A 22,019-nucleotide genomic window follows, 5' to 3' on the forward strand; every position below is an offset into this window, starting at 1 on the left:
GCCGCGCCGGCCGCCGCGAGTTCCGAAAGTACGACGACGAGCGCCGCGCCGGCCCCGGCTGCGGCGCCCGCCGCCGGCAGTTGACAGTCGCGGCCCGGTCGGGCCGCGCCCACACCGCGCCCCCGGCGCGGTTCATTGACGGCAGATGATGAAAAAGACGACCCTGAAAACGGTGTTTCTGACCGGCCTGCTGGTTCTCGTCCCGCTCGCGATCACGCTGTGGGTGCTCGGCCTCATCATCGGCACGATGGATCAGACGCTGCTCCTGCTGCCCGAATCGTGGCAGCCCGAGCGCGTGCTCGGTTTCCATCTGCCGGGGATCGGCGCGGTGCTGACGCTCGCGTTCATCTTCGTCGTCGGGCTGGCCACGCAGAACTTCGTCGGCCAGAAGCTCGTCACGTGGTGGAACGCGGTCGTGCGTCACATCCCGGTCGTCGGGCCGATCTACACGAGCGTCAAGCAGGTGTCGGACACGCTGCTGTCGAGCAGCGGCAACGCGTTCCGCAAGGCGCTGCTGATCGAATACCCGCGCCGCGGCTCGTATACGATCGCGTTTCTGACCGGCACGCCCGGCGGCGACGTGGTCAACCATCTGACGGAAGAGTACGTGAGCGTGTACGTGCCCACGACGCCGAACCCGACGTCGGGCTTCTTCCTGATGCTGCCGAAGAGCGAAGTCATCGAACTCGACATGTCGGTCGATGCCGCGCTCAAGTACATCGTCTCGATGGGCGTCGTGGCGCCTTCGGCGCCGGCTCCGGCGCCCGCCCGCCGTCCCGTCGAGCCGCCGCTGTAAGTAAAGAATCATCGCCCGGGCCGCGCGTTGCGGCGCCCGTTGATCAAACCGAACGAAAGCAAACATCATGTCGATGCGTACTGAATACTGCGGTCTCGTGACCGAACACCTGCTGGGCCAAACCGTGTCGCTGTGCGGCTGGGTGCAGCGCCGCCGCGATCACGGCGGTGTGATCTTCATCGACCTGCGCGATCGTGAAGGCCTCGTACAGGTGGTGTGCGATCCGGATCGCGCGGAAATGTTCGCGACCGCCGAAGGCGTGCGCAACGAGTTCTGCGTGCAGATCAAGGGCCTCGTGCGCAACCGTCCGGAAGGCACGGTCAACGCCGGCCTGAAGAGCGGCAAGATCGAAGTGCTGTGCCACGAACTGAACGTGCTGAACGCGTCGGTCACGCCACCGTTCCAGCTCGACGACGACAACCTGTCGGAAACGACGCGCCTCACGCACCGCGTGCTCGACCTGCGCCGTCCGCAGATGCAGCACAACCTGCGCCTGCGCTACCGCGTCGCGATCGAAGCGCGCAAGTACCTCGACGAGCAGGGCTTCATCGACATCGAAACGCCGATGCTGACGAAGAGCACGCCGGAAGGCGCGCGCGACTACCTCGTGCCGTCGCGCGTGAACGCGGGCCAGTTCTTCGCGCTGCCGCAGTCGCCGCAGCTGTTCAAGCAGCTGCTGATGGTCGCGAACTTCGACCGTTACTACCAGATCACCAAGTGCTTCCGCGACGAAGACCTCCGCGCCGACCGCCAGCCGGAATTCACGCAGATCGACTGCGAAACGTCGTTCCTCGGCGAGCAGGAAATCCGCGACCTGTTCGAAGACATGATCCGTCACATCTTCAAGACGACGATCGACGTCGAACTCGACGCGAAATTCCCGGTGATGCCGTACTCGGAAGCGATGGCGCGTTTCGGTTCGGACAAGCCCGACCTGCGCGTGCAGCTCGAATTCACCGAGCTGACCGACGCGATGAAGGACGTCGACTTCAAGGTGTTCAGCACGCCGGCCAACGCGAAGGACGGCCGTGTCGCGGCGCTGCGCGTGCCGAAGGGCAGCGAGCTGTCGCGCGGCGACATCGACGGCTACACGGAATTCGTGCGCATCTACGGCGCGAAGGGCCTCGCATGGATCAAGGTCAACGAGAAGGCGAAGGGCCGCGACGGCCTGCAAAGCCCGATCGTCAAGAACCTGCACGACGCATCGATCGCGGCGATCCTCGAGCGCACCGGCGCTGAAGACGGCGACATCATCTTCTTCGCGGCCGACCGCGCGAAGGTCGTCAACGACAGCCTCGGCGCGCTGCGCCTGAAGATCGGCCATTCGGAATTCGGCAAGGCGAATGGCCTCGTCCAGGCCGGCTGGAAGCCGCTGTGGGTCGTCGACTTCCCGATGTTCGAATACGACGACGAAGACGCGCGCTACGTCGCGGCACACCACCCGTTCACCAGCCCGAAGGATGAGCACCTCGAATACCTCGAGACCGACCCGGGCCGCTGCCTCGCGAAGGCCTACGACATGGTGCTGAACGGCTGGGAAATCGGCGGTGGCTCGGTGCGTATCCACCGCGAGGAAGTGCAGAGCAAGGTGTTCCGCGCGCTGAAGATCGGCGCGGAAGAGGCGCAGGCGAAGTTCGGCTTCCTGCTGGACGCGCTGCAGTACGGCGCGCCGCCGCACGGCGGTATCGCGTTCGGTCTCGACCGCATCGTCACGATGATGGCCGGTGCCGATTCGATTCGCGACGTGATCGCGTTCCCGAAGACGCAGCGTGCGCAGGATCTGCTCACGCAGGCGCCGAGCCCGGTCGACGAGCGTCAGCTGCGCGAACTGCACATCCGTCTGCGTCAGCCGGAACAGCCGAAGGCGTAACGTTTGTCCACAATCGTGTGCGCGGCGACGCGCGCACGATGCCCAACGAAGAAGGCGCCATCGTGCGCCTTTTTCGTTTTTTGCGGTACAGTCGCAGCACTTGCCGCACGTTCGGGCACAGTGCCCGCTGCAGGCCCTGCGCCGCATGAAACCAAGATGACGAAGCCGCCGAAAATCCCCGAATCCGTTCTCGTCGTGATCTACACGCCGGAACTCGACGTGCTGGTGATCAAGCGTGCCGACCAGCCCGATTTCTGGCAATCGGTGACCGGGTCGAAGGACACGCTCGACGAGCCGCTAGCGCTTACGGCCGCGCGCGAAGTGGCCGAGGAAACCGGCATCGCGGTCGGCACGCCCGACGTGCCGGCCAGCGCGCTCGTCGACTGGCACCACCGGATCGAATACACGATCTATCCGCAATATCTGCATCGCTACGCGCCGGGTGTCACGCACAACGTCGAGCACTGGTTCGGCCTGTGCGTGCCGCATCGTATGGACGTGACGCTGTCGCCGCGCGAGCACGTCGACCATGCATGGCTGCCGTTCCGCGAAGCGGCCGCGCGCTGCTTCTCGCCGTCGAACGCCGAAGCGATCCTGCAATTGCCCGTGCGCGTGGCGCTCGCGCACGCACCGCACGGCTCGTCCGCATGAATGCGGAAACCCGCAAGCGCTTCGCGCAATTGCGGCAGATGTTCCTGCAGGAGCGCGGCTCCGCGTCGCGGCTCGCGTTCACGGCCGGCAACACGGTGCGACTGTGCGAAACCGGCGGCGAATTCTTCCACGCGTTGATCGAACGGATCGACGCCGCCCGCGAGCAGGTGATGCTCGAAACCTACATCTTCTGCGACGATGCGGCCGGCCGCCCGGTGTCGGACGCGCTGATCCGCGCGGTGCAGCGCGGCGTGCGCGTGCGCGTGATCACCGATGGCGTCGGCACCGCGCGCCTGCCGCTGTTCGACACGTGGGCCGCGGCCGGTGTCGAGCACTGCATCTACAACCGTTACCTGTTCGGCCGTTTCGGCTTCTCGCGCACGCACCGCAAGCTCGCGGTGATCGATCATGCGGTCGCGTTCTGCGGCGGCATCAACATCGTCGACGACTTCACGCAGGGCAGCGCGACGCTGCCGTTCGCGCGCTGGGATTTCGCGGTCGAGATGGCGGGGCCGGCGGTGGCGGACGTGCGCGCCGCGTTCGAACTGCAGTGGCACCGGATCCAGTTCGGTCACAAGCCGTATGCGCAGTACGCGGCGGGGCTGCACGGCGGCGAAGCGTTCCCCGACATGTTCCGGCGCTGGATGCGCAGCCATCGGTGGGTGAAGGCCGGCGCGCTGCGGATCGTGACGGAGCCGAGCGTCGCGTTCGTCGCGCGCGACAACGTCGTGAACCGCCGCGCGATCGAAAAGGCCTATCTCGCGGCGATCGGCCAGGCGCGCCAGCGGATCCTGCTCGCGAACCCGTACTTCATGCCGGGCCGCAAGCTGCGCCGCGCGCTGACGGGCGCGGCCCGCCGCGGCGTCGACGTGCGCGTGCTGATCGGCCGCAAGGAGTTCACCGCGCTCGATACGGCGGTGCCGTTCCTGTATCACTCGCTGTTGCGCGCCGGCGTGCGCGTGGCGGAATATGACAAGACGATCCTGCACGGCAAGGTGGCCGTGATCGACGACAATTGGGCGACGGTCGGCTCGTCGAATCTGGACGCGCTGAGTCTGATGCTGAACAATGAGGCGAACGTCGTGCTGGTGCGCTACGACACGATCACGAACGAGCTGCGCGACGCGATCGCGGCCGCGTTCTCCGAAGGCCGCGAAATCGACGCCGCGCGGTATGCCGCACGGCCGCGCATCGAGCGTATCCTGAACTGGCTCGCGTACAACACGTACCGCATCGTGATGAAGGCGCTGACGGTCGGTGGTTACGACTGACGCGGATTCAGCATCCGCTTCAAAATTCTGTCCGCACGTTCGTGCGGAAAAGCCGCTCCGGTCCCGCCGGAATCGCGCAAAATAGCGGCTCGGTTAGACACCGGTTTCTAATAATTTCCTTGTTTCGCGAGCGGCCGCACTCAATAATAGTACGGCCGTTCGATTTTATTCGAACCCCCGAACGGTTACAGAAATAGCTATGCGAAAAGGCGAACAGACGCGTGCCGCGATACTCGAAGCTGCTTTGGACCTCGCCAGCCGTGACGGGCTGGAGGGGCTGACGATCGGCCTGCTGGCCGAGCGCATGCAGATGAGCAAGAGCGGCGTGTTCGCGCACTTCGGATCGCGCGAAGACCTGCAGGTCGAGGTCGTCCGCGAATATCACCATCGTTTCGAAAACGAGGTGTTCTTTCCGAGCCTGCGCGAGCCGCGAGGCTTGCCGCGCCTTCGGGCGATGCTGGCCCGCTGGACGGAGAAGCGCATCCAGGAGGTGACGACGGGATGCATCTACATCAGCGGCGCAGTCGAGTACGACGACCGGCCTGACAGCCCCGTGCGCGAGCAACTGGTCGCGAGCGTGACGGCCTGGCGTGCCGCGATGCTGCGTGCCATTTCGCAGGCGAAGGAAGAAGGGCATCTGCGTGCGGATACCGATCCGGACCTGATGCTCTTCGAGTTGTACAGCTTCACGCTCGGCCTGCATCACGATGCACGCTTCCTGCATTCGCCGGATGCCGTGCGCCTCACGTGGGCCGCGCTGGAAAAGACGATTGTTTCGTATCAGAGCGAGAGCCGTTAGCGGCGCGTGACCCGCCCGCCAGGAGCTCGAGCCGTAGCCCACCTTTGGAGAGAGTCATGGGACAGTACGCCGCGCCGCTGCGCGACATGCAATTCGTGTTGCACGAGCTTCTGAACGTCGAAGCCGAAGTCAAGCAAATGCCCAGGCATGCGGACCTCGACGCCGACACGATCAACCAGGTCCTCGAGGAAGCGGGCAAGTTCTGCTCCGAGGTACTGTTCCCGCTGAACCAGGTCGGCGACCGCGAAGGCTGCACGTATGAAGGCGACGGCGTCGTGAAGACCCCGACCGGCTTCAAGGAAGCGTATCAGCAGTACGTCGAGGCCGGCTGGCCGGCGCTCGGCTGCGATCCGGACTACGGCGGCCAGGGCCTGCCCGCGTTCGTGAACAACGCGCTGTACGAAATGCTGAACTCGGCGAACCAGGCATGGACGATGTATCCGGGCCTGTCGCACGGCGCGTACGAATGCCTGCACGCGCACGGCGCGCCGGAACTGCAGCAGCAATACCTGCCGAAGCTCGTGTCGGGCGAATGGACGGGCACGATGTGCCTGACCGAGCCGCACTGCGGCACCGACCTCGGCATCCTGCGCACCAAGGCCGAACCGAACGGCGACGGCTCGTACTCGATCAGCGGCACGAAGATCTTCATCTCGAGCGGCGAGCACGACATGTCGAAGAACATCATCCACCTCGTGCTCGCGCGCCTGCCGGACGCGCCGCAAGGCACGAAGGGGATCTCGCTGTTCATCGTGCCGAAGTTCATTCCGGACGCTTCGGGCGAGCCGGGCGAGCGCAACGGCATCAAGTGCGGCTCGATCGAACACAAGATGGGCATCCACGGCAACTCGACGTGCGTGATGAACCTCGACAACGCGAAGGGCTGGATGGTCGGCGAGCCGAACAAGGGCTTGAACGCGATGTTCGTGATGATGAATGCCGCGCGCCTCGGCGTCGGCATGCAGGGCCTCGGCCTCACGGAAGTCGCTTACCAGAACTCGCTGACGTACGCGAAGGAACGCCTGCAGATGCGTTCGCTGACGGGCCCGAAGGCACCGGACAAGCCGGCCGACCCGATCATCGTGCACCCGGACGTGCGCCGCATGCTGCTCACGCAGAAGGCTTACGCCGAAGGCGCGCGCGCGTTCACGTACTGGTCCGCGCTGCAGATCGACAAGGAACTGTCGCACGCCGACGAAGCGGTGCGCAAGGAAGCGGCCGACCTCGTCGCGCTGCTCACGCCGATCATCAAGGCGTTCCTGACCGACAACGCGTTCGAGTCGACCAACCACGCGATGCAGATCTACGGCGGCCACGGCTTCATCTCCGAGTGGGGCATGGAGCAGTACGTGCGCGATGCGCGGATCAACATGATCTACGAAGGCACGAACTCGATCCAGTCGCTCGACCTGCTGGGCCGCAAGGTGCTCGGCGACATGGGCGCGAAGCTGAAGAAGTTCGGCAAGCTCGTCACCGAATTCGCGGAAGCCGAAGGCGTGAAGCCCGAGATGGCCGAGTTCATCAACCCGCTCGCGGACATCGGCGACAAGGTGCAGAAGCTGACGATGGAAATCGGCATGAAGGCGATGCAGAACCCGGACGAAGTCGGCGCGGCCGCCGTGCCGTACCTGCGCACCGTCGGCCATCTGGTGTTCTCGTACTTCTGGGCGCGCATGGCGCGTCTCGCACTCGACAAGGAAGCGTCGGGCGATCCGTTCTACAAGTCGAAGCTCGCGACGGCCCGCTTCTACTTCGCGCGCCTCTTGCCCGAAACGGCATCGACGATCCGCGCCGCGCGCGCCGGTTCGAAGACGCTGATGGAAGTCGACGAATCGCTGTTCTGACGCGAGTCCGGGCGGTGCGCGCCGCGTGCCGCGCCGCCCGAACGCAACGGTTCCTGGTACTCACTTCGCCGTGCAGCCCTCACATTCCGCGCTGCACGACACTATCCGGAGACATCCCGTGAGCAATTTCCTGATTCGCAAGGTCGCCGTGCTGGGCGCCGGCGTGATGGGCGCGCAGATCGCCGCGCACCTCGTCAACGCGCGCGTGCCGGTGCTGCTGTTCGACCTGCCGGCCAAGGAAGGCCCGAAAAACGCGATCGCGCTGAAGGCGATCGAGAACCTGAAGAAGCTTTCGCCCGCGCCGTTCGGCGTGAAGGACGATGCGAAGTACCTCGAAGCGGCCAACTACGAAGACGACATCGCGAAGCTCGCCGAATGCGACGTCGTGATCGAGGCGATCGCCGAGCGGATGGACTGGAAGCACGACCTGTACAAGAAGGTCGCGCCGCACATCGCGCCGAACGCGATTTTCGCGACCAACACGTCGGGCCTGTCGATCACGAAGCTGTCCGAAGGGTTCTCGGACGAGCTGAAGGCGCGCTTCTGCGGCGTGCACTTCTTCAACCCGCCGCGCTACATGCACCTCGTCGAGCTGATCCCGACCGCGCATACGCGTGCCGAGATCCTCGACCAGCTCGAGACCTTCCTGACGAGCGTCGTCGGCAAGGGCGTCGTGCGCGCGAAGGACACGCCGAACTTCATCGCGAACCGCGTCGGCATCTTCTCGATCCTCGCGGTGATCACCGAGGCCGCGAAGTTCGGCCTGCGCTTCGACGAAGTCGACGACCTGACGGGCAGCCGCCTCGGCCGCGCGAAGTCGGCGACGTTCCGCACCGCGGACGTGGTCGGCCTCGACACGATGGCGCACGTGATCAAGACGATGCAGGACAACCTCGCCGACGATCCGTTCTTCCCGGTCTACCAGACGCCCGCCGTGCTCGCCGAACTGGTGAAGCAGGGCGCGCTCGGCCAGAAGACGGGCGGCGGGTTCTACAAGAAGGAAGGCAAGGCGATCAAGGTGCTCGACGCGAAGACGGGCACCTACGTGGATGCCGGCGCGAAGGCGGACGAAACGGTCGGCCGCATCCTGAAGCGCCCGCCGGCGGAACGCCTGAAGCTGCTGCGCGAGACGGATCATCCGCATGCGCAGTTCCTGTGGTCGATCTTCCGCGACGTGTTCCACTACATCGGCGTGCACCTCGAGTCGATCGCCGACAACGCGCGCGACGTCGACCTCGCGATCCGCTGGGGCTTCGGCTGGAACGAAGGCCCGTTCGAAGGCTGGCAGGCCGCCGGCTGGAAGCAGGTGGCCGAGTGGGTGCAGGAAGACATCGCGGCCGGCAAGGCGCTCGCGAACGTGCCGCTGCCGTCGTGGGTGCTCGAAGGCCCGGTCGCCGAGCAGGGCGGCGTGCACACGGCCGAAGGCTCGTGGGCGCCGGCATCGAAGCGCTTCGTGCCGCGTTCGGACCTGGCCGTGTACGGCAAGCAGGTGTTCCGCGCACCGCTGCTGGGCGAAGCGGGCGCCGATCCGAAGACGTACGGCAAGACGCTGTTCGAAACCGACGCGGTGCGCGCGTGGGTCGACGATCGTGCCGGTGAAGACGACGTCGTGATCGTGTCGTTCAAGTCGAAGATGAACACGATCGGACCGAGCGTGATCGACGGCCTCGTGCAGGCGATCGAACTCGCGGAGAAGGACTACAAGGGCGTGGTGATCTGGCAGCCGACGTCGCTGAAGCTCGGCACGCCGGGTGGCCCGTTCTCGGCCGGCGCGAACCTCGAAGAGGCGATGCCCGCATTCATGATGGGCGGCGCGAAGGGCATCGAGCCGTTCGTGAAGAAGTTCCAGGAAGGCATGCTGCGCGTGAAGTACGCGAACGTGCCGGTCGTGGCGGCCGTGTCGGGCATCGCGCTCGGCGGCGGGTGCGAGCTGATGCTGCACAGCGCGAAGCGCGTCGTGCACGTCGAGAGCTACATCGGTCTCGTCGAAGTGGGCGTCGGCCTCGTGCCGGCCGGCGGCGGCCTGAAGGAAGCGGCGCTGCGCGCAGCGGACGCCGCGACGGCCGCGAACGCGACCACCGACATCCTGAAGTTCGTCACCAAGTCGTTCGAGAACGCGGCGATGGCGAAGGTGTCGGCGTCCGCGCACGACGCACGGGCGATGGGTTACGTGAAGCCGTCCGATACGATCGTCTTCAACGTGTTCGAGCTGCTCGACACCGCGAAGAAGGAAGCGCGTGCGCTGGCCGACACCGGCTACCGCGCACCGCTGCGCGCGAAAGACGTGCCGGTCGCCGGCCGTTCGGCGATCGCGACGATCAAGGCGTCGCTCGTCAACATGCGTGACGGCCGCTTCATCAGCGACCACGACTACCTGATCGCAAGCCGCATCGCCGAAGCCGCGTGCGGCGGCGACGTCGAAGCCGGCAGCCTCGTCGACGAGGAATGGCTGCTCGCGCTGGAGCGCCGCGCGTTCGTCGAGCTGCTCGGCACGCAGAAGACGCAGGAACGGATCATGGGCATGTTGCAGACCGGCAAGCCGGTGCGTAACTGAGCGAGCAGACAAGGAGTCTGAAATGAGCAAACAACTGCAAGACGCATACATCGTCGCCGCCAGCCGCACCCCGATCGGCAAGGCCCCGCGCGGTGTCTTCAAGAACACGCGCCCCGACGAGCTGCTGGTTCACGCGATCAAGTCGGCGGTCGCGCAGGTGCCCGGTCTCGACACGAAGGTGATCGAGGACGCGATCATCGGCTGCGCGATTCCGGAAGCCGAGCAGGGCCTGAACGTCGCGCGCATGGGCGCGCTGCTCGCGGGCCTGCCGCAGACGGTCGGCGGCGTGACGGTCAACCGCTTCTGCGCGTCGGGCATCACCGCGCTCGCGATGGCAGCCGATCGCATCCGCGTCGGCGAGTCGGACGCGATCTTCGCGGGCGGCTGCGAATCGATGAGCATGGTGCCGATGATGGGCAACAAGCCGTCGATGTCGCCGCACATCTTCGATCGCAGCGAAGACTTCGGCATCGCGTACGGAATGGGCCTGACGGCCGAGCGCGTCGCCGAGCAGTGGAAGGTGAGCCGCGACGACCAGGACGCGTTCTCGGTCGAATCGCACCGCAAGGCGCTCGCCGCGCAGCAGGCCGGCGAGTTCGGCGACGAAATCGCTGCGTACACGATCACCGAGCGGTTCCCGAACCTCGCGACCGGTGAGGTCGACGTGAAGACGCGCGAGATCAAGCTCGACGAAGGTCCGCGCGCGGATACGTCGCTCGAAGGCCTCGCGAAGCTGCGCACGGTATTCGCGAACAAGGGTTCGGTCACGGCCGGCAACAGCTCGCAGACGTCGGACGGCGCCGGTGCGCTGCTCGTCGTGTCGGAGAAGGTGCTGAAGGAATTCAACCTGACGCCGCTCGCGCGCTTCGTGAGCTTCGCGGTGCGTGGCGTGCCGCCGGAAATCATGGGGATCGGCCCGAAGGAAGCGATTCCGGCCGCGCTGAAGGCCGCCGGCCTGAAGCAGGACGATCTCGACTGGATCGAGCTGAACGAGGCGTTCGCCGCGCAGTCGCTGGCGGTGATGCGCGATCTCGGCCTCGATCCGTCGAAGGTCAACCCGATGGGCGGCGCGATCGCACTGGGCCACCCGCTCGGCGCGACCGGTGCGATCCGCGCGGCGACCGTCGTGCACGGCCTGCGCCGCCGCAACCTGAAGTACGGGATGGTCACGATGTGCGTCGGCACCGGCATGGGTGCGGCGGGCATCATCGAACGCCTGTAAGCGGGACGCGACGAAAAGCGACGACGGTGCGCGGGCCACGAGCTCGCGCACCGTTTTTTCATTCCGGTAGAGACAGTCAAAGGAGACGGTTGTGGCCGACATTCAAGTGGAACGCGCCGACGGCGTGATGACGATCACGATCGCGCGCCCGGCGAAGAAGAATGCGCTGACGGCGGCGATGTATCAGACGATGGCCGATGCGCTCGCCGATGCGCAGGAAGACAAGGCGACGCGCGTGATCCTGCTGCGCGGCAGCGACGGCAATTTCAGCTCGGGCAACGATCTCGAGGATTTCCTGAAGGCGCCGCCGAAGGACGACACCGCATCGGTGTTCCAGTTCCTGGCGCGGATCAGCAGCGCGAGCAAGCCGGTCGTGGCGGCCGTGCCCGGCATTGCGGTCGGCGTCGGCGTGACGATGCTGCTGCACTGCGATCTGGTCTATGCGGCCGACACCGCGACGTTCTCGCTGCCGTTCGTGCAGCTCGGGCTGTGCCCGGAAGCCGCGTCGAGCGCACTGCTGCCGCGCCTGGCCGGCCATCAGGTCGCCGCCGAGAAGCTGCTGCTGGGCGAGGCGTTCGACGCGCTGGAAGCGCACCGGATCGGCATCGTCAACCGCGTGCTGCCGGCGGCCGAGCTCGACGCGTTCGCGGCGAAGCAGGCGGCGAAGCTGGCGGCGCTGCCGGCGGCGTCGCTGCGCGTGACGAAGGCACTGCTCAAGGATACGGGCGGCGTGGCGACGCCCGCGCGGATGGCCGAGGAAGCCGCGCACTTCTCCGCGATGCTGCGCGCGCCGGAAGCGCGCGAGGCGATGACCGCGTTCTTCGAGAAGCGCAAGCCGGATTTCCGTCAGTTCGACTGACGGAGTGGGGCGCGCCGGCGCAAGAGCGCCGGCCCGACCGCACGGCTGTCGCAGAAGCCGCTGCGTGCCGCTTCCGGGCCTCTATCAGGCCGTGCCGTAATCGACGTGGCCGGTTTCGCGGCAGAAGCTGACCAGCCGCAGGCCGGCCGCCTTCGCGATGTCGATCGCGAGCGACGACGGCGCGGAGATCGTCGCGACCATCGGGATGCCGACCCGTGCCGACTTGCGCACGAGCTCGTAGCTCGCGCGGCTCGACAGGAACACGAAGCCGTCGGTCGCGTCGGCGCGCGACAGCACGAGCGAGCCGATCAGCTTGTCGAGCGCGTTGTGGCGGCCGACATCCTCGAACGCCATCCGGATCGCGCCTGTTGCGTCGCACCACGCCGCCGCGTGCAGGCCGCCGGTGAGTCGCGTGAGCGCCTGGTGCGCGGGCAGCGCGTGGGCCGCGCACGCGAGCGCGTCGGGCGCGAGGCGCGCGAGAAAGCCGGTGTCGGGCACGCGTTCGGGCGCGAGGTCGAGCAGGTCGATGCTCTCGATGCCGCACACGCCGCAGCCGGTGCGCCCCGCGAGCGCGCGGCGCCGGTCCTTCAGCGCGGCGAACGCCTGCTGGACGACTTCCAGATGCACCTCCGCATGCGGCAGCGGCGCGTCGGCGTGCAGGATCACCTCGATGTCCTTGATGTCGCTGCCGCGCGCGACGATCCCTTCCGAGATCGCGAAGCCGACCGCGAATGCCTCGAGGTCGAGCGGCGTGCACATCATCACCGCATGCGAGATGCCGTTGAAGACGAGCGCAACCGGCCATTCCTGGCCGACGTAGTCGTGCGCGGTCTCGACTGCGCCGCCGCGCGTGCGGCGCACGGACAGCTCGATCGCGCCGCGCGGCTCGTCGCGCGATTCGGCGCGCGCTGGGTCGCGCAGTGGGTCGTGCAGTAGGTCGGATTGGGTCGGATTCACGAGCACTCCCGTTGATTCGAAGCGCGTGCGGCGACGATCGCATTCGCCGCGCGCGCGCAGAGGTTCTAAAATACCCCAGGCAGGCCGGCCGCGCCGGCATCCGCCACTCAGGTAACGACCATGGGACTCAGCGACGCTCCGCTGCTATTCAACTTCGAACACGATTCGTCGGAAAACCTGACGTACATCCCGATGATCGTGCGTTTCAATCTCGACCGTTTCGGTCTGCGGATTTCGCTGGAGCAGTGGCAGCTGCTGCCGCTCGAGGACCGCAAGCTGCTCGCGCGCTTTCCGGCCGACGACGACACCGCGATCGAGCCCAACTTTGATCACGCGCTGTTCGAGATGCTGCGCACGCATGCGGATCTGGAGCCGTCGTGGTTCCAGCCGGACGATCAGCCGGCCTGGCGCGCCGTCGACGCGGTGCCGGATGCGCTCGTGCAGCAGTGCGCGCTGGCCGGGCTGCCGGCGCCCGCCCTTGCGCAGTGGCAGCGGCTCGCGCCGTTCCAGCGCTACGTGCTGATGAAGCTGTCGCGCAAGCCGACGCTCAATCACGATTTCGTGCCCGCGATGCGCGAGTTCGGGCTGACGGCCACGCACTGACGTGCCGCCGAGCCGCGCCGCGGCGCGGCGCGCGCATTACAGCGGCGGCAGCGGCCGCGGCTTGCGGTCGGCGCCCGTCGCGACGTAGGTGAGCGTCGCTTCGGTCACCTTCACGATTTCGCCCATCAGGCGCATGCGCTGTGCGTACACCTCGACGTCGACCGTCACCGACGTGTTGCCGGTGCGCGTGATGGTCGCGTAGAAACTCAGCAGGTCGCCGACGAACACCGGCTGCTTGAACACGAACGAATTGACCGCAACCGTCGCGACACGCCCGTTCGCGCGCTGGCTTGCGGGGATCGACCCGGCGATGTCGACCTGCGACATGATCCAGCCGCCGAACACGTCGCCGTGGACGTTGGCGTCGTGCGGTTGCGGGACGACGCGCAGCGCGGGCTGCTTTTGCGGGAGTTCGAGGGTCGAATCGGTCATGGCGGGTGCTTTCATCCTGTAATAAAGGCGCCGCCGCGCGCAGCACGGCCGGCGAGGGCGCCGGCAGCGGCGCGAGGCGGCTTCTGCGACAATACAACGTTCGCAAATTGTACGAGAAAGCGCGCCAGTCGATCGCAGCCGCACGCGTTTGGCACCGCCGCAGATCCTTCCCCCATGCGCCGATATTCCGCTTCCGGCGAGCCCGCGCCGGCTCCGACCGGGCCTCGCAACGACTGGCAGACCATCCGGTCGTTGCTGCCGTACCTCGCCACCTACAAGCTGCGCGTCGCGCTCGCGCTCGGCTGCCTGATCGGCGCGAAAGTCGCGAACCTCGGCGTGCCCGTCGTGATGAAGCGCATCGTCGATCATCTGTCCGCCGTGCAGCAGCTCACCGCGCTCGGCCGCGCGGAGCATTCGGCCGGCATCGTGCTCGCGGGCGGCGTGGGGTTGCTGGTCGTCGCGTATGCGCTCGTGCGGCTGTCGACGTCGCTGTTCACCGAGCTGCGCGAAATCCTGTTCTCGAAGGTCACCGAGAGCGCGGTGCGCCAGCTCGCGCTGCAGGTGTTCCGGCATCTGCACGGGCTGTCGCTGCGCTTCCATCTCGAGCGCCAGACGGGCGGCATGTCGCGCGACATCGAGCGCGGCACGCGCGGCATCCAGCAACTGATTTCGTATTCGCTGTACAGCATCCTGCCGACGCTCGTCGAGGTCGGGCTCGTGCTCGGCTTCTTCGTGGTCAAGTACGAGGCCTACTACGCGTACGTGACGTTCGCGGCGCTCGTCACGTACATCGTGTTCACCGTGAAGGTCACGAACTGGCGCACGCACTTTCGCCGCACGATGAACGAGCTCGATTCGCGTGCGAACTCGCGCGCGATCGATTCGCTGATCAACTACGAGACGGTGAAGTACTTCGGCAACGAGGAGTGGGAAGCGCAGCGCTACGACGAGAACCTGAAGCGCTATCGCAAGGCCGCGATCCGTTCGCAGAACTCGCTGTCGGTGCTGAACTTCGGCCAGCAGGCGATCATCGGCACGGGGCTCGTGTTCATCCTGTGGCGCGCGACGCAGGGCGTGCTGGCCGGCAAGCTGACGCTCGGCGATCTCGTGCTGATCAATACGTTCATGCTGCAGCTGTACATTCCGCTGAATTTTCTCGGCGTCGTCTATCGCGAGCTGAAGCAGAGCCTCACCGACATGGACCGGATGTTCGGGCTGCTGTCGTCCGCGAAGGAAGTCGCGGACGCGCCCGACGCGCGGCCGCTCGCGGTGGCCGGCGCGCAGGTGCGCTTCGAGCACGTGAACTTCGCGTACGAAGCGTCGCGGCAGATCCTGCACGACGTCACCTTCACGATCGAAGCAGGCACGACGACCGCGGTCGTCGGGCACAGCGGCTCGGGCAAGTCGACGCTGTCGCGGCTGCTGTTCCGCTTCTACGATCTCGACCGACAGACGGGCGGCGCGATCCGGATCGACGGCGAGGACATTCGCGACGTCACGCAGGACTCGCTGCGCGCATCGATCGGGATCGTGCCGCAGGACACCGTGCTGTTCAACGACTCGATCTACTACAACATCGCGTACGGCCGGCCGACCGCCAGCCGCGACGAAGTGATCGCGGCCGCGCGCGCCGCGCATATTCACGACTTCATCGAAAGCTTGCCGAAGGGCTATGACACGCCGGTCGGCGAGCGCGGACTGAAGCTGTCGGGCGGCGAGAAGCAGCGCGTCGCGATCGCGCGCACGCTGCTGAAGGATCCGCCGGTGCTGCTGTTCGACGAGGCGACGTCGGCGCTCGACTCGCGCTCGGAGCGCGCGATCCAGCACGAACTCGACCAGATCGCGCGGCATCGTACGACGCTCGTGATCGCGCACCGGCTGTCGACGGTCGTGCATGCGCAGCAGATTCTCGTGATGGACCACGGACGCATCGTCGAGCGCGGCACGCACGACGAACTCGTGCGCGCCGACGGGCTCTATGCGCAGATGTGGGCGCTGCAGCAGCAGCGCGCGGCGGCGGGCGGGGAAGCGGCCGAGGCCGCGTGAGCGTGGGGGCCGCGCGACGTGGTGCGCGGCGGCAGCGGGTGATTGGGCGCGCGTCCCTTCGGTAACGGGCACTGGGATGGCGTGGTGGCGTGGCGGCGTCACGGCCGGGTGACCGGGCGAGGCGTCCGTGGCAACCAAGCCCCCGGCTTGGCCGGGCTTTCATCGGCCCGTCACGCCATCGGCCCCATGCTGGCGAACCGCCGAACCGCCGAACCGCCGAACCGCCGAACCGCCGAACCGCCGAACCGCCGAACCGCCGAACCGCCGAACCGCCGAACCGCCGAACCGCCGAACCGCCACCCAACGTTCAGCCCGCGGCGGCGCGCAGCCGCGTGTCGAGTTCGCCGAGCTGCGCGGGCGTACCGACGTTCTCCCAGATACCTTCATACAATTCGCCGGTCGCAAGTCCGGCCTCGATCGTCGCCTTGAAGTACGGCGACAGCGCGCGGTGCGTGCCGGGCACGATGTCGCGGAACATCCGTGTGTCGTACACGCCGATGCTGCCGAACGTCACGCGCGGCGCGCCGGCGAGCGCCAGCCGGCCGTCGTCGCGGAGCACGAAGTCGCCGGCCGGATGGAACGGCGGGTTCGGCACCATCACGAGATGCATCGCGGGCGCGTCGAGGGTGACCATCTGCGCGGCGCGCGCCGCGAGCGTCCGGTAGTCGAATGCGCAGTAGACGTCGCCGGCCACCGCCGCGAACACCGTCGGCCGCCCGTCGCGTTCGAGCAGCGGCAGCGCCTGCGCGATACCACCTGCGGTTTCCAGCGCGTCGCCTTCGGCCGAATACGCGAGCCGCACGCCCCAGCGCGAACCGTCGCCGAGCGTGGCCTCGAACTGTTCGCCGAGCCATGCGTGATTGATCACGATCGTCTCGATGCCCGCGCGTGCGAGCGCTTCGATCTGCCAGACGATCAGCGGCTTGCCGCCCGCTTCGAGCAGCGGCTTCGGGCGGGTGTCGGTGAGCGGGCGCATCCGGTCGCCGCGCCCGGCGGCGAAGATCATCGCCGTGGTCAGGGTAGTGCTCATGTTCGGCTGAAGGTGAGGGCGGGGAGGGCGGTCAGAACGTATAGCCGACGTCGGGCGGCGCGTTGCCCTCGAGCTCGTCGAGCAGCTTCGCGAACGGCACGAGCGGCCGGTAGCGCAGCGCGACCTTGCGCGCGTAGGTCAGGAAGCGCGGCAGGTCGTTCAGGTAGTGCGGCTTGCCGTCGCGGTAGTTGATGCGCGCGAACAGGCCGAGGATCTTGATGTGGCGCTGCAGCCCCATCCATTCGAGCTGGCGGTAGAACTCGCCGAAATCCGGGTCGACCGGCAGGCCGGCCTTCTTCGACTTTTCCCAGTAATACGCGAAGCAGTCCAGCTCGAACTCCTCGTCCCAGCTGATGAACGCGTCGCGCAGCAGCGACACGACGTCGTACGTCAGCGGCCCGTATACGGCGTCCTGGAAGTCGAGCACGCCCGGGTTCGGCTCGCAGACCATCAGGTTGCGCGGCATGAAGTCGCGCAGCATGAAGCCCTGCGGCTGCGCATGGGCGCTCGCGACCAGCAGCGCGAACGTGCGGTCGAGCGTGCCGCGCATCGCGTCGGTCACGGGCTTGCCGAGGTGCCGGCCGACGTACCATTCGGGCAGCAGCTCCATCTCGCGGCGCAGGAACGCTTCGTCGAACGGCGGCAGCACGTCGGGCTTCGAGCTCAACTGGAAGCGGATCAGCGCGTCGAGCGCGTCGCGCATCAGTGGGCGGGCGGCGACCGGGTCGGCCGGATCGAGCACCGAGATGTACGACGTGCGGCCGAGATCGGTCACGAGCATGAAGCCGGCATCGAAATCGTGTGCCAGCACGTCCGGCACGTGGTCGCCGGCCGCGGCCAGCAGTTGCGCGACCTGGACGAACTCGCGGCATTTCTCGGGCGGCGGCGCGTCGACGGCGATCAGCGTGCCGCCGGCGCTCGTGGCCGACGCGACACGGAAATAGCGGCGGAAACTGGCGTCCGACGACGCGCTCGCGAGGGTCGACAGGTCGAGGGCGTAGCGCTCGGCGAGCGGGCGCAGCCACGCGGTGAGTGCTTCGAGGCGGGCGTCGGGCTGGGATGCGGCGGATGGAGGCGTCATGAAACTCGGCGGAGGGGGGAACGTCTTGCCATATAATACCCCACGACTTTTTTGACGCGCCCCGCGTCAGCTTCCGCCGTGCAGGTCCGCCGCCTGTCGCGCCGCGTGTCCGATCGCCTCCCCCGTTTGCGCTCAGCCGCAGTCGCGGTTCGACGGTGCGGCCGGCCGTGCGCGAATGTGCGATGCAGGTATGGTTGACAAGGGGCGATTCGCCAAACGATAGATGCCGCCCAAACCGCTATTCCCGAATGTCTTCCCCGGTGACGGGGCGCCGCGCAAACGGCGGCTCGCGCTCGCACTGCTGGCCGTGCCGGGCCTCGTGCCGGCCGTGTCGTACGCGCAGCTGTCGGGTGCGGCCGCTCAGCCGCAGCCGCTCGATTCGCCGTGGGATCTGCGTCTCGCCCCGCAGCTCGAGGATCATCCGCTGAAGGACGGCGCGAAGCCGGCCGCCTTCGTGATCGCCGACCATACGAGCGGCACGGCCGACCAGGACCTGGCCGCGAAGGGCTCGGCCGAGCTGCGGCGCGGCGATGCGGTCGTGAAGGCCGATGCGCTCCACTACGATCAGGATACCGACATGGCCGATGCATACGGCCAGGTCCGGGTGATCAACGGCGGCACGTCGTTCGCGGGCCCCGACGCGCATCTGAAGGTCGAGGCGAACCAGGGCTTCATGACGGCGCCGAAGTATCACTTCAACGTGACGGGCGGCTCGGGCAGCGCCGAGCGCGTCGACCTGCTCGACAGCGAGCGCTCGGTGTTCATGAACGGGACCTACACGGCGTGCCAGTGCTCGACGAACCCCGCGTGGTACATCAAGGGCAGCCGTTTCGACTTCGACACGGGCGCCGACGAAGGCACCGTGCGCAACAGCGTGCTGTTCTTCCAGGGCGTGCCGATCTTCGCGAGCCCGTGGATGACGTTCCCGTTGTCGGGCGAGCGGCGCAGCGGCCTGCTGCCGCCGACGTTCTCGATGAACTCGAACAACGGGTTCGAGCTGACGCTGCCGTACTACTTCAACATCGCGCCGAACCGCGACCTGACGCTCACGCCGCGCATCATCTCGCGGCGCGGCGTGATGACCGAGGCGACGTTCCGCTACCTGTCGCCGTCGTATTCGGGCACGTTCACGGCCAATTACCTGCCGGATGACCGGCTCGCGCATCGCGACCGCTACGCGATCTACTGGCAGCACCAGCAGAACTTCGGCGGCGGATTCGGCGGCTACGTCTACTTCAACAAGGTCTCGGACAACACGTATCCCGAAGACCTTGGGTCGATGAACCAGTTCATCAACGGGACGCAGACGCTGTACCAGCAGGAAGCCGGCCTCACGTACAACAAGGGCCCGTGGTCGGTGCTCGCGCGCTACCAGCACTGGCAGACGCTGCCGCCGTCGATCGCGCCGTACAGCCGCGAGCCGCAGTTGAACGTGAAGTACACGAAGTACAACGTCGGCGGCTTCGACTTCGGCGCGGAAGCCGATTATTCGCGGTTCCGCATCACGACCGCCGATTCGACCGAAGGCGACCGCGTCGTCTTCAACCCGTACATCGCGTACGGCGTGTACGGGCCCGGCTACTTCGCCGTGCCGAAGGTCCAGTACCACTTCGCGTCGTACGACCTGAACTACCTGTCGTCGAGCACGCCGAACAGCCCGAAGCGCTTCACCGAGTCGATCCCGACCGTGAGCTTCGACTCGGGCCTGATCTTCGATCGCTCGGTGCGACTGTTCGGCCAGGACTTCATCCAGACCCTCGAGCCGCGCCTGTACTACGTGTACACGCCGTATCGCGATCAGTCGAACGCGCCGCTGTTCGACACCGCGGAATCGGACTTCGGCCTCGCCGAGATCTACCAGCCGAACACGTTCGTCGGCAACGACCGCATTGCCGATGCGAACCGGATCACGGCCGGCCTGACGTCGCGCTTCATCGACCCGCGCACCGGCGACGAGCGCGCGCGCTTCGTGATCGCGCAGCAGTACTACTTCGCCGATCAGCGCGTGACGCTGAACCCCGGGCAGAGCGCCGTGCTGGCGCGCCACTCGGACCTGATCGTCGGCGCCGCGCTGAAGCTCGGCTCGGGCTTCATGTCGGAAACGGCGTTCCAGTACAACCAGAACAACAACCAGCTCGTGAAGTCGAGCGTCGGTTTCGGCTACAGTCCGGGCGAGCGCCGCGTGATCAACGTCGGCTACCGCTATACGCGCGCGAACACCACGCTCGACAATCAGCCGATCAACCAGTTCCTGGTGTCCGCGCAGTGGCCGCTCACGCGCCGCCTGTATGCGATCGGCCGCTTCAACTACGACCTTGCCGCCGATCGCGTGGTCGACGGTCTGCTCGGCTTACAATACGACGCGGACTGCTGGGCGCTCGGGGTCGGGGTGCAGCGGTTTGCGAACGGCATCAATACGTCGGGACAGCAGAACTCGTCGACGCGTTTCATGATGCAGCTGACGCTCAAGGGCCTGTCGACGGTCGACAACGGCCTCGTGTCGGCATTCCGCGCCGGGGTGCCGGGCTACACGCCGTTGCCGCCGCCGCCGCCGCCGATGTCCCGCTTCAGCAACTACGAGTAACGCCGGCATGTCTGCACCGGTCAGCACGATTTCAATGGAGTTTCAGTGGCAATGAAGAAAACCCTTCGTTTCGCGGCAGTCGTGTCCAGCCTCGCCGCGTCCGCCGCGCTGCTCGCCCCCGCGCCGGCCGCGGCGCAGGCGCTCGGTTCGCACGGCGCGCAGCTCGCCGACGAAGTCGTCGCGGTGGTCAACAACGACGTGATCACGGGCCGCGAACTCGACCAGCGCGTCGGCCTGATCGCGCGCCGGCTGCAGCAGCAGAACGCGCCCGTGCCGCCGGCCGACCAGCTGCGTGCGCAGGTACTGAACCAGATGGTGCTCGAGCGCATCCAGGTGCAGAAGGCCAAGGACGACGGGATCCGCATCGACGACGCCACCGTGCAGGCCACGCTGCAGCGTCTCGCGCAGGCGAACGGGATGACGCTCGACCAGTATCGTGCGCGCATCGTGGCGCAAGGCGTGCCCTGGACCATCTTCACGAACGATGCACGTACCGAGCTGATGCTGTCGAAGCTGCGCGAGCGCGAAGTCGACGGCAAGATCACCGTGTCGGACGCCGAAGTCGCGAACTACATCGCGAGCCAGCGCGGGCCGAGCGCATCGCAGCAGCAGGACCTGCGCTTCCAGCACATCTTCATCAAGGCGCCGACCAACGCGCCGCAGCCGGAGATCGAAGCCGCGCAGAAGAAGGCTGAAGCGTTGCTGCAGCAGGCGACGTCGGGCGCCAATTTCGAGAAGCTCGCGAAGAGCAATTCGGAAGCGAACGACGCGAAGAGCGGCGGCGACCTCGGCTTCAAGGCGCCGGGCACGCTGCCGCCGGACGTCGTTGCAGCCGCATCGAAGCTGCGCCCGGGCCAGGTCAACCCGACGCTGATCCGCGTGCCGGACGGCTTCGAGATCGTGCGTCTGGTCGATCGCCGCGAGAGCCAGGGCACGTCGGCCGCGGCGCCGAAGATCGTGCAGACGCACGTGCGCCACATCCTGCTGCGCGTGGGCGAAGGCAAGTCGGAAGGCCAGGCGCGCCAGCAACTGCTCGACATCCGCAAGCAGGTCGAGGCCGGCGGCGATTTCGAGAAGTTCGCGCGCACCTACTCGCAGGACGGGTCGGCGTCGCAAGGCGGCGATCTCGGCTGGATCAGCCCGGGCGAGACCGTGCCTGAATTCGAGCGCGCGATGAACAATCTGCAGGACGGCCAGATCAGCCAGCCGGTACGGACCGAGTACGGCTATCACCTGATCCAGGTGATCGACCGCCGCGATGCGGAAGGCTCGGTGCAGCAGCAGATGGATATCGCACGCCAGGCGATCGGCCAGCGCAAGGCCGAGCAGGCGTATGCCGACTGGCTGCGCGAGCTGCGCGATTCGTCGTACGTTCAGTACAAGATCGGCGGCATGGGCCCGGCGAACTGAGCGAGCGCCA

The 22,019-nt window shown here is 67.0% G+C and carries 17 protein-coding genes and 1 pseudogene; 14 read left to right on the plus strand and 4 right to left on the minus strand.

What is annotated here, in order from left to right; all coding sequences use genetic code 11:
- The 10 genes and pseudogenes from O1Q03_RS29050 to O1Q03_RS29095 form a co-directional block, all read left to right on the plus strand.
- Positions 1-84, plus strand: a pseudogene (locus tag O1Q03_RS29050) (FmdB family zinc ribbon protein); the annotation flags it as partial.
- 61 nt (positions 85-145) lie between these two features.
- The gene (locus O1Q03_RS29055) at positions 146-796 is read left to right on the plus strand and encodes a DUF502 domain-containing protein (protein WP_269507486.1); all 651 of its coding nucleotides are present in this window, start codon (positions 146-148) and stop codon (positions 794-796) included.
- A gap of 67 nt (positions 797-863) precedes the next feature.
- Positions 864-2,666 carry an aspartate--tRNA ligase gene (aspS, locus tag O1Q03_RS29060; RefSeq protein WP_269507487.1) on the plus strand — a complete coding sequence of 601 codons (1,803 nt, stop codon included), beginning with the start codon at positions 864-866 and terminating at the stop codon, positions 2,664-2,666.
- 156 nt (positions 2,667-2,822) lie between these two features.
- Positions 2,823-3,317, plus strand: coding sequence for a dihydroneopterin triphosphate diphosphatase (gene nudB, locus O1Q03_RS29065; RefSeq protein WP_269507488.1), 495 nt, complete (start codon positions 2,823-2,825; stop codon positions 3,315-3,317).
- Positions 3,314-4,588: a cardiolipin synthase ClsB gene (gene clsB / locus O1Q03_RS29070; protein WP_269507489.1), complete on the plus strand. Its 1,275-nt coding sequence runs from the start codon at positions 3,314-3,316 to the stop codon at positions 4,586-4,588. The genes nudB and clsB overlap by 4 nt, the downstream gene beginning before the upstream one ends.
- A 199-nt stretch (positions 4,589-4,787) precedes the next feature.
- Positions 4,788-5,387: a TetR/AcrR family transcriptional regulator gene (locus O1Q03_RS29075; RefSeq protein WP_269507490.1), complete on the plus strand. Its 600-nt coding sequence runs from the start codon at positions 4,788-4,790 to the stop codon at positions 5,385-5,387.
- A gap of 56 nt (positions 5,388-5,443) precedes the next feature.
- Positions 5,444-7,231: an acyl-CoA dehydrogenase C-terminal domain-containing protein gene (locus O1Q03_RS29080; protein WP_269507491.1), complete on the plus strand. Its 1,788-nt coding sequence runs from the start codon at positions 5,444-5,446 to the stop codon at positions 7,229-7,231.
- 118 nt (positions 7,232-7,349) lie between these two features.
- Positions 7,350-9,785, plus strand: coding sequence for a 3-hydroxyacyl-CoA dehydrogenase/enoyl-CoA hydratase family protein (locus O1Q03_RS29085; RefSeq protein WP_269507492.1), 2,436 nt, complete (start codon positions 7,350-7,352; stop codon positions 9,783-9,785).
- 22 nt (positions 9,786-9,807) lie between these two features.
- Complete coding sequence (locus O1Q03_RS29090) at positions 9,808-11,007, plus strand: acetyl-CoA C-acyltransferase (RefSeq protein ID WP_006477849.1); 1,200 nt, start codon at positions 9,808-9,810, stop codon at positions 11,005-11,007.
- A gap of 91 nt (positions 11,008-11,098) precedes the next feature.
- Positions 11,099-11,866 carry an enoyl-CoA hydratase gene (locus O1Q03_RS29095; RefSeq protein ID WP_269507493.1) on the plus strand — a complete coding sequence of 256 codons (768 nt, stop codon included), beginning with the start codon at positions 11,099-11,101 and terminating at the stop codon, positions 11,864-11,866.
- A gap of 84 nt (positions 11,867-11,950) precedes the next feature.
- Here O1Q03_RS29095 and fdhD read toward each other — a convergent pair whose 3' ends face one another.
- On the minus strand, positions 11,951-12,829 hold the full coding sequence (gene fdhD, locus O1Q03_RS29100) for a formate dehydrogenase accessory sulfurtransferase FdhD (protein WP_442865880.1): 879 nt from the start codon (positions 12,827-12,829) through the stop codon (positions 11,951-11,953).
- A gap of 114 nt (positions 12,830-12,943) precedes the next feature.
- Here fdhD and O1Q03_RS29105 point away from each other — a divergent pair, with 114 nt between their 5' ends.
- Positions 12,944-13,426, plus strand: a complete 483-nt coding sequence (locus O1Q03_RS29105; protein WP_269507494.1) for a nitrate reductase associated protein — start codon at positions 12,944-12,946, stop codon at positions 13,424-13,426.
- Between the two features lie 36 nt (positions 13,427-13,462).
- Here the strand turns inward: O1Q03_RS29105 and O1Q03_RS29110 are convergent, their stop codons facing one another.
- Positions 13,463-13,858, minus strand: a complete 396-nt coding sequence (locus O1Q03_RS29110; RefSeq protein ID WP_269507495.1) for an acyl-CoA thioesterase — start codon at positions 13,856-13,858, stop codon at positions 13,463-13,465.
- Between the two features lie 174 nt (positions 13,859-14,032).
- On the opposite strand from O1Q03_RS29110, the gene O1Q03_RS29115 reads away from it, so the two are divergent.
- Complete coding sequence (locus O1Q03_RS29115) at positions 14,033-15,904, plus strand: ABCB family ABC transporter ATP-binding protein/permease (protein ID WP_269507496.1); 1,872 nt, start codon at positions 14,033-14,035, stop codon at positions 15,902-15,904.
- Positions 15,905-16,211: 307 nt separating this feature from the next.
- Here O1Q03_RS29115 and murU read toward each other — a convergent pair whose 3' ends face one another.
- Together murU and O1Q03_RS29125 are read right to left on the minus strand one after the other, a co-directional pair.
- Positions 16,212-16,934 carry an N-acetylmuramate alpha-1-phosphate uridylyltransferase MurU gene (murU, locus tag O1Q03_RS29120; protein WP_269507497.1) on the minus strand — a complete coding sequence of 241 codons (723 nt, stop codon included), beginning with the start codon at positions 16,932-16,934 and terminating at the stop codon, positions 16,212-16,214.
- Positions 16,935-16,965: 31 nt separating this feature from the next.
- Positions 16,966-18,015, minus strand: coding sequence for an aminoglycoside phosphotransferase family protein (locus tag O1Q03_RS29125; protein ID WP_269507498.1), 1,050 nt, complete (start codon positions 18,013-18,015; stop codon positions 16,966-16,968).
- Between the two features lie 223 nt (positions 18,016-18,238).
- Between O1Q03_RS29125 and O1Q03_RS29130 the strand changes: the two genes are divergently transcribed.
- Positions 18,239-20,599 (plus strand): LPS-assembly protein LptD, encoded by a 2,361-nt coding sequence (locus O1Q03_RS29130; protein ID WP_269507499.1) that lies wholly within the window; start codon positions 18,239-18,241, stop codon positions 20,597-20,599.
- A gap of 51 nt (positions 20,600-20,650) precedes the next feature.
- A complete protein-coding gene (locus O1Q03_RS29135) occupies positions 20,651-22,009 on the plus strand; it encodes a peptidylprolyl isomerase (RefSeq protein ID WP_269507501.1) in 1,359 nt (452 codons plus the stop codon).
- Positions 22,010-22,019 lie beyond the last annotated feature (10 nt).

Source organism: Burkholderia sp. IMCC1007 (assembly GCF_027257875.1).
Lineage (GTDB): Bacteria > Pseudomonadota > Gammaproteobacteria > Burkholderiales > Burkholderiaceae > Burkholderia.